This is a genomic window from Roseibium salinum (genome assembly GCF_026240905.1).
GTDB lineage: Bacteria > Pseudomonadota > Alphaproteobacteria > Rhizobiales > Stappiaceae > Roseibium > Roseibium salinum.
This window is the reverse complement of record NZ_JAPEVI010000002.1, coordinates 433,763-440,976: the sequence shown is the minus strand read 5'-3', so window position 1 is coordinate 440,976 and position 7,214 is coordinate 433,763. Positions and strand designations below refer to the sequence as shown.

Annotated in this window: 9 protein-coding genes; all 9 read left to right on the top strand. The window is 63.6% G+C overall.

Annotated features, from left to right (window positions below):
• On the top strand, nt 1-695 hold a 695-nt coding region (locus ON753_RS04380), incomplete at its 5' end, for an SEL1-like repeat protein (RefSeq protein ID WP_265961335.1).
• Nucleotides 696-1,047: 352 nt separating this feature from the next.
• Nucleotides 1,048-1,809, top strand: a complete 762-nt coding sequence (locus ON753_RS04375; protein ID WP_265961334.1) for a hypothetical protein — start codon at nt 1,048-1,050, stop codon at nt 1,807-1,809.
• Nucleotides 1,810-2,089: 280 nt separating this feature from the next.
• Nucleotides 2,090-2,443 carry an NADH-quinone oxidoreductase subunit A gene (locus tag ON753_RS04370; protein WP_265961333.1) on the top strand — a complete coding sequence of 118 codons (354 nt, stop codon included), beginning with the start codon at nt 2,090-2,092 and terminating at the stop codon, nt 2,441-2,443.
• The gene (locus ON753_RS04365; RefSeq protein ID WP_265961332.1) at nt 2,434-2,988 is read left to right on the top strand and encodes a hypothetical protein; all 555 of its coding nucleotides are present in this window, start codon (nt 2,434-2,436) and stop codon (nt 2,986-2,988) included. Before ON753_RS04370 ends, ON753_RS04365 begins: the two co-directional genes overlap by 10 nt.
• On the top strand, nt 2,985-3,413 hold the full coding sequence (locus ON753_RS04360) for a hypothetical protein (protein WP_265961331.1): 429 nt from the start codon (nt 2,985-2,987) through the stop codon (nt 3,411-3,413). Before ON753_RS04365 ends, ON753_RS04360 begins: the two co-directional genes overlap by 4 nt.
• Nucleotides 3,410-4,336 (top strand): complex I subunit 1 family protein, encoded by a 927-nt coding sequence (locus ON753_RS04355; protein WP_265961330.1) that lies wholly within the window; start codon nt 3,410-3,412, stop codon nt 4,334-4,336. Before ON753_RS04360 ends, ON753_RS04355 begins: the two co-directional genes overlap by 4 nt.
• Nucleotides 4,327-4,926, top strand: a complete 600-nt coding sequence (locus tag ON753_RS04350; RefSeq protein ID WP_265961329.1) for an NADH-quinone oxidoreductase subunit J family protein — start codon at nt 4,327-4,329, stop codon at nt 4,924-4,926. Before ON753_RS04355 ends, ON753_RS04350 begins: the two co-directional genes overlap by 10 nt.
• A gap of 12 nt (nt 4,927-4,938) precedes the next feature.
• Nucleotides 4,939-5,244 (top strand): NADH-quinone oxidoreductase subunit NuoK, encoded by a 306-nt coding sequence (gene nuoK / locus ON753_RS04345; protein WP_265961328.1) that lies wholly within the window; start codon nt 4,939-4,941, stop codon nt 5,242-5,244.
• The gene (locus ON753_RS04340) at nt 5,244-7,214 is read left to right on the top strand and encodes an NADH-quinone oxidoreductase subunit 5 family protein (protein ID WP_265961327.1); all 1,971 of its coding nucleotides are present in this window, start codon (nt 5,244-5,246) and stop codon (nt 7,212-7,214) included. Before nuoK ends, ON753_RS04340 begins: the two co-directional genes overlap by 1 nt.

The window sequence follows — 7,214 nt, the reverse complement described above, 5'->3', positions numbered from 1 at the left end:
GGCTGGAATCCGCCGATCGCAAGAATGCCTGGAGCCGGCTGGAAGTCGACCAGGAACAGGTATTGCAGGTCGCTGCGCGGGAAGGCGACAGCAGGGCCCTCAAGGGGCTTGCCTATATGCGTCTCAATCCCGAAGGCGACCGTTTCGATCCGTCCCAGGCGGCAGCCCTGCTTGAGAAAGCTGCCGAGGACGGAGACCCGGAAGCCATGTTCGAACTGGCGCGCATGTATGAGCGGGGCATCGGCGTCGATCAGGACGTGGAAAAAGCCCTCACGCTCTTCCGCAAGTCGGCGGACGCGGGATTTGCGGACGCCATCAACGATCTCGGATTTCTGCATTTTCAGGGCGGTCTGGGCATCACCCGCGATCCGAAGAAGGCAATCGAGTTTTTCGGCAAGGCCGCCGACCTGCGCCACCCCGAGGCGATGTTCAACTACGCGGCGCTGATCGACGACGGCATCGTGGATGGCAAGCAGCCGGACGACGCGGCGGAGTATCTCTATCGTGCGCTGAGATCAGGCAACGAGGAAGTGCTGGGACAGCTTTCCGACAATCCGGACATGTTCAAGGTGTCGACACGCCGGTCCCTGCAAAGGAAACTGGCCGAGCGTTCCTTCTACACCGGCACCATCGACGGGCAATTCGGGCCGCAGACCCAACGCGGGCTGAGGCAGGCATACGGTCTTTCGGAATAGGTACCCGCACGCAACCTGCACATTTGCACGCGGCGACTGCATTCGCCAATCTGCTGTGCAGCAAGCCGAGGGAGCCTGCGCGGCCGGGAGTGCCGCAGAGGAAATTTTTGTTGTGCTTCTATTTTTAAATCCAAAGAATGTTGCTATAACTTTATCATAACAAATGTGATGCCGGTGGGGTGTCATTCACAAGGAACGTTTAAACCACGTGCTTCTATATATTCTGCACGATCCGTATTGTTTATGATCTGCTTTGATTGATGGAATTTTTGTGAAGAAAACTGATTGTTGAAACGGATGTATTTATCTGGAAATCTGACTATTTTTATCTTCTTTTTTGAAGGGGAAGGGCATGTTGAAAACGAGATACTTGGAATTGCTGGTTGCCGCCGCTCTGGCCGGGCAATTCGCTGCGGCGTCGTCCCTGCCTGCCAGGGCCGACATGTGGGACGGCTACATTATCCTCGCACAAACCGCTCCGCCGGACCCTGAAGCGGACCCCGAACCCGCACCCGAACCGGAGTCGCCCTCGTATACGGGCACCATTCCGGATGAAGAGCGGGATCCCGACTTGAGCACGGTATATGATTACGACGATCAGATCACCCGTGGTGTCGCGCGGATGATACAGGCGGGCAGTTTTGAATGTAACAACTTGCTGCTTCCTGAATACCGCATCGACTGCCTTGCCGCCGTATTTGCGCGTGCCAGCTCGGTCATCGAACGCCGGCCCGATTATGGGGACGCGGGGCGTGAACTGAGAGATCTATCGCGCGAGCTCCGCGATATCGTCTCGGAAGCCGAGGACCCTATTGCGCCGCGCGTGACCCAGGACAGACGCAGCTATCGTGCGGTCGCAACGGACAAGCTGGCGGAGGCAAACCAGAAAGCAGACGCCGCCATCAATGAAACCGTAACCAAGCTGCTGAGATCGGTCGGTAACTCCGAAAAGCGCAGAGTGCACTATTCCGAGATTGCAAACGCCGTGGGATCGACCAAGATCATTCTGCGCTCCTTCCTCGAGAACCCCAGCGAGTTCATTCGCGAATTTGTCCGCTGGCATCTGGAGAAAGCGCCGGTTGAGGACAGCGATAGCGGGTCCGTCACGCTTTAGGGCGCGGGCTCATAAAATGCAGGTTGACGGGCCGGCTCGCCGCCGCGGTGTGGCGACCGAGGTGAACTCCGGTCGGCCCGCTGCTGCTGAGACACGGCGCGGCACCTGTTTGTCCCACCCGATCCTGACGGGCCGGTCTCCGAGACCGCCGGCCGGCCTGCCTTTGAGCGATGTATTGCTCGCAGTTCGTCCCCAGATCCCAAGCATCCTCCAGAGCGCCGCGCGAAGTCCCGGAACATTCCCGGAATTGGCGCGTTAGGAGGCTTTGAAGGGAGGACGCATGGAACCCCTGATCGGCGCGCTCGCCGTCACCGTTCTTGCTGCCGCGACCGCCGGTCTGCTGCAGCTCTGGGGCATGCGGATGTCCAAGGGCCGGGCGAGTGAACCGCAGAAGGTGCCTTTCCTGGGTGGAGCCACACCTAATACCCACGCCTGGCAGCGTTACCATGTGCGCTACTATTCCATGACCTTGCTCTTCATCGCCTTCGAGATGGAGATGATGTTCATGTATCCGTGGGCCGTGGTCTTTGTCGCCGAAGGGATAAAGGCGATGGTCGAGATGGGCATGTTCCTCGCCATTCTCTCCGTCGGCATTCTGTATGGCTGGCGAGAAGGAATCTTCAAATGGCAATGAGGCTTCTCCGCCGCCTTGCGGCGGCCGCACCGGCCTGCGTCTTTCCGGCAATCGGCGAGAACGGCGCCGGCCGCGTTGCCGCCCTGGCCTCGCTTGGTCGGTTCCGGTTTGTATCCACTGCCCGCCACGCTCCGATCCTGCTCGTTGCCGGTAAGATCCGCAAGGAAGACCATGAGGATTTGTGCCGGCTGCACGATCAGTTGCCCCATCCCCGCAGAACCCTCTGGTGGGGCAGCGACCCGATTGACGGGTTCGCCGATCCGCTCGTCGTCGCATCAATCGACGAAGCCCGTGATGCGATCCTGGACGTATGGCGCAGGCTCGTTTCAGGCGAGGAGACCAGCGAACCGGATCTCCTTCCCGACAAGCCGGCGCATCCGTGGCGCGGAAAGGGAGAACACGGCCAGGGCGGTGAGGGCATGATGGGCGGAAAGCCCTACGGCCGTCCGATGGCAATGACCGGCGACGACCTCCGTGACGGACTGGCACTGGACCAGTGCACCTGTGAATACGGGCCCTTATTGCCAATCCTTCCCCCGGATTGAAGCTCGAGCTCACGCTGCAGGGCGACGTCATCCAGACAGCAAGGGTCCGCCGGCCGCCCTATCGCGAAAAGGAAACCGACGAAGAGGCAACGGCAGTCCGCCGCAGACTGTTACATCTGCTCGGGATGCCGGGCATGAAACCAGGCCGCTCAGGCCGAAGCGGCCGCAATGTATCCTTCGCGCTTCCCGGGAACCTGGGAGCCATCGGCGGGACGGACGTTCGGAGCCGTTTCGGCGGAAAAGCTGTTGACGTACCCACCGGTGATCTGCCGCGCCTTGCGGACCTGCTTCCCGGACTGGAGTGGAACGAAGCGCTGCTGCTCATCAACAGTCTGCCGGCATCGACGCTCGAACCGATGTGCCCGGTGGAGCACCGCGAAGAGGCAGGCGAGGGGCACGCACACGATCACGGGGGCGCGGGATGAGCCAGGCGATCGCCATCCTGTGCATCTTCCTGCTGCTGGGTGCAGGAAGCTGGCTTGCAGCGGTCATGGACCGTGCGCACAGGGCGGCGATTGCCGGCAATCCGCAGGGCAATGTCGTTATGGCTCCCCTGGCGGAGGGCGCCGCGCAGCTGCTGCGTCAGACGACGACAACGGAGAGGCCGGATCTCCTGAACTGGCGGCTTGCCCCCGTTTTCTATTTTTCTCTGGCGGCACTCGGGCTGAGCGTGGTTCCGCTTGCGCCCGGCATTGTGGCTGCCGATTTCGAGTCCGGGATCGTCTTGTGGGGCGCCTGCGAGGCGCTGACCGTCATCGTCGTCTTCCTGCACGGCTGGTCGGCGAACGCTCCGCTCGCGCTTGTGGGCGCCTACCGTTACGTGGCGGTTGCGCTTCCGGTGATCTTGATCAGCATGTTCGTTCTCATTGCGGCCGCTCTGCCGGCAGAATCCCTGTCGATCGCTGCAATCGTCAGGTCCCAGGACGAGAGTGTGTGGAACATTGTCCGGCAACCGCCGGGGTTCCTGCTGTTCATGCTGGTGGGGCTGTCGATGTCCCTCCGCGGCCCGCTGGATTATGCGGATTCCGCCGATCTTGCCGGCGGCACCGCGTCCGAGGCGTCAGGCGCCCATTACGCCACCTGGCAGTTGGCACGGCTTGCCATGCTGGTGTCGGTTTCGGTCATGGCGGCCACCGTCTTCCTCGGCGGTTATCTCGGTCCCGTTCTGCCGGGTCTCCACTGGCTGGCGCTGAAGTCGGCTGCCGTGCTGGCTCTCCTCGTCGTTGCCGGCAACAGCTTCGCCCGCACCACACCCGCGCGCATGCTGGAACTGATCTGGGTGCTGCTGCTGCCGCTCTCCTTCCTCGTTCTTGCTCTTGTCGGCGCGGAGTTGCTGCTATGGGGCTGAGCGATATTCTTTTCGTCATTCTTTCGGCGATCGCAATCGTCTCCGGCTGGCGCGTCTTCGCAACCGACTCCATGGTGCGCGCGTCCTTCCTTCTGCTTACGTCGTTTATCGCCGCCGGACTGATGATGGTGATGCTCGCCGCGCCCTATATCGGCATCGCCACGGTGTTCATGATGGCCGTCGAGATGATGGTGATGGCCCTGTTCATGGTGATGTTCATGATGAACCCGGCCGGTCTCAATCCGATGATGATGGTCCATCAGCACCGAATCTCGATTGGCGCCGGCATCGTTGCCTTTGCCGGACTGACGCTGGCGCTCCTGCTGAGCCGGCTTCCGACCGATCCCGTCGACCCGCAGCGTCCCGTGATTCACGAGCTCGGCATCGAACTTCTCGGCGCCTCGATGCTGATCTTCGAGACGGCGGGTGTGACGCTGCTCGCCACGATGATCGGCGCAGTCGTGCTGTCCAGCCGGGCCGGCCGCTTCGGTCCGGCCGACGAGGCCAGCGTGCCGCCTCCGCTTGAACCGGGCGGCGAGCCGGCCGGCAGGCGGCCGGCGGACGGCGCAGGCCACCACCACCACCACTGAAGCGGAGAAACCATGACCCTTGAGACCGTGCTCCTCACCGCAGCAGCCCTGATCGGCATAGGACTTTACGGCGCCCTGTCGCAACAGTCGTTCGTCATGCTGATGATGGGGCTGGAACTCATGCTGAACGGAGTGCTGCTGGCCTCGATCGGGTTCTGGTCCTTTTCCCTAGCCGGCGCGCCGACCGGACAACTGCTTGCCATCATCGTCATGGCGGTCATGGCGGTCGACATGGCCATAGGCTTCGCGCTCGTCACCGCCGTCTACCGGAAAAGGCAGGCCGATGTCACCGAAAGCCTGACCACGCTGAAGAACTGATGATCTGGCTGCTTCCCCTTCTGCCCGCCCTCGGCGGACTGGTCGTCTTCCTGTCCGGCATCCGGGCGCGCCCCGTGCTTGCGGCTTCCGCCTGCGGCCTGACGGCAGTGACGCTGCTGAGCGCAGCTTTGGCGGCGGCCGGCGGGTGGAGCGGGCGCGTGGAATGGAGCGAAGCGCTGATCCTGACGGCGGCCCTTCCGCCCGCATCGGCGGTCATGGCCGTGCTCGTGCCGACAATTGCGCTCCCTGTCCTGCTGTTCGCCGCTTATCACGAGGAGAAGCAGGGCCTGAGCCGGCTCATGGCGCTTCTGCTGCTGTTCGTGGCCGGCATGGAGCTGCTCGTCGTCGCGGCCGATTTCCTGACGCTCCTCATCGGATGGGAGATCGTCGGGGCCTGCTCCTGGGCCCTGATCGGGCACGAATGGCGCGAAAGGCAAGCACCGTCCGGCGGCCGGTATGCCTTCGTCGCGACCCAGCTCGGCGACCTCGGCCTCTTCCTGGCAGCAATGTCTGTCTATGCCGCGGTCGGCTCCTTCAGCTTCGACAGCATTGCCTTGATGCGCTCGCCGCATGTCGAGATCCTGGCCTTTGGCGTCCTTCTGGCGGCAAGCGCGAAATCCGGTCAGGTGCCGTTTTCACCCTGGCTGTTCCGGGCGATGCAGGGGCCCACCTCGGTCTCGGCGCTTCTGCATGCCGCAACGATGGTGGCCGCCGGCGCCTTCCTGCTCGTCAGGCTCCATCCGTACCTGGCCGAAGTGCCCGGCTTCGGCGCGGCCGCCATCGGGATCGGCCTCGTGACTGCGTTGTGTGGCGGTATCGTCGCGGTTCTGCAGTTGCATGCAAAAAAGCTGCTGGCCGCTTCCACCTCCGCGCAGTACGGGCTGATGTTCGTGGCTGTCGGGGCAGGGTATCCGGGTGCGGCACTGGCTCATCTCGTCGCCCATGCCGGGTTCAAGGCGCTCCTGTTCCTGTCGGCGGGCGTTGCCGGCAAGAGAGCGCATTCCTACCTGCTGCAGCTGATGGGCTTCGGGCGCGCGCTCCCCCTGGCGGCGGCCCTGACCGCGACCGGTACGCTCGCCCTTGCCGGAGTTCCGCCGCTTGGCGGTGCATGGACCAAGGAACTGGTGGTGGCCGCCGCCGAGCACGCGAGCCTGTGGGCGGCGGCCGGTACGATGCTGGCCGGCGCGCTGAGCGCAGCCTATGCCGCCAGGTTTCAAATGCTCGCCCTTGGCGCCACCGCAAGGAGCAGGGGCAGCGGCCTGCCGTCACGCGCGGAACTCGCCGCTCTGGGCCTGCTATCGGCGTTTACACTCGTGCTCTGCCTGTTGTGGCTGCCGGAGGCACGCTCCGTCCTTTCGGCGCTCCCTGGCATGAAGGTTCCGCAGATACGCCCCGCCGGATTGACGGCTTCACTGATCCTCGTTGCCATCGGACTGTTTGCCGGCGCCGGACTTGGCCGCCAGTGGCCGAGCCTCGGGATGACGGGTCCGGCCGCCCGGCAGTCGAACTGGCTCGGCCTTCCGGCGTTGATCGAGGCGGCAATCGTGCGGCCCTTCAACGGCCTGGCCCAAGCCGCGGCACGGTTTGACGACACCGCAATCGACGCGGGCCCACGCGGCATCGCCCGCGCTGCCGGTCTTGCCTCCAATGGCTTGCGGCGGGCCGACGGATGGGCCATCGAAAGCGCTGTCCGCCATTCAGCGGCGCACCTGTCCGCATGGCTTGCGTACGCGGATGAACGCATTGTCGACCGTTGCGTCGGGTTGCTGGCTGCGGCGACGGGGGAAATCTGCCGGGCAGGCGACGGGATCGGTGAGTTCCTGACCGACGGACTGCCCGAGGGCACCGCGCAGCTGGTCGGTCTCGGCGGCGAGGATGCGCGGCGGCTGCAGAGCGGGCTCTCGCATCACTACTACACCCTTATGGCGGCCGGTACGCTCGTGACCGTCCTGTTACTTCTCATGGTATGA

Excerpts from the sequence above, each read along its gene's own strand:
- ON753_RS04375 (WP_265961334.1), top strand. The coding sequence starts at position 1,048 with ATGTTGAAAACGAGATACTTGGAATTGCTGGTTGCCGCCGCTCTGGCC.
- ON753_RS04355 (WP_265961330.1), top strand. The coding sequence starts at position 3,410 with ATGAGCCAGGCGATCGCCATCCTGTGCATCTTCCTGCTGCTGGGTGCA.
- ON753_RS04340 (WP_265961327.1), top strand. The coding sequence starts at position 5,244 with ATGATCTGGCTGCTTCCCCTTCTGCCCGCCCTCGGCGGACTGGTCGTC.
- ON753_RS04365 (WP_265961332.1), top strand. The coding sequence starts at position 2,434 with ATGGCAATGAGGCTTCTCCGCCGCCTTGCGGCGGCCGCACCGGCCTGC.
- nuoK (WP_265961328.1), top strand. The coding sequence starts at position 4,939 with ATGACCCTTGAGACCGTGCTCCTCACCGCAGCAGCCCTGATCGGCATA.
- ON753_RS04350 (WP_265961329.1), top strand. The coding sequence starts at position 4,327 with ATGGGGCTGAGCGATATTCTTTTCGTCATTCTTTCGGCGATCGCAATC.
- ON753_RS04370 (WP_265961333.1), top strand. The coding sequence starts at position 2,090 with ATGGAACCCCTGATCGGCGCGCTCGCCGTCACCGTTCTTGCTGCCGCG.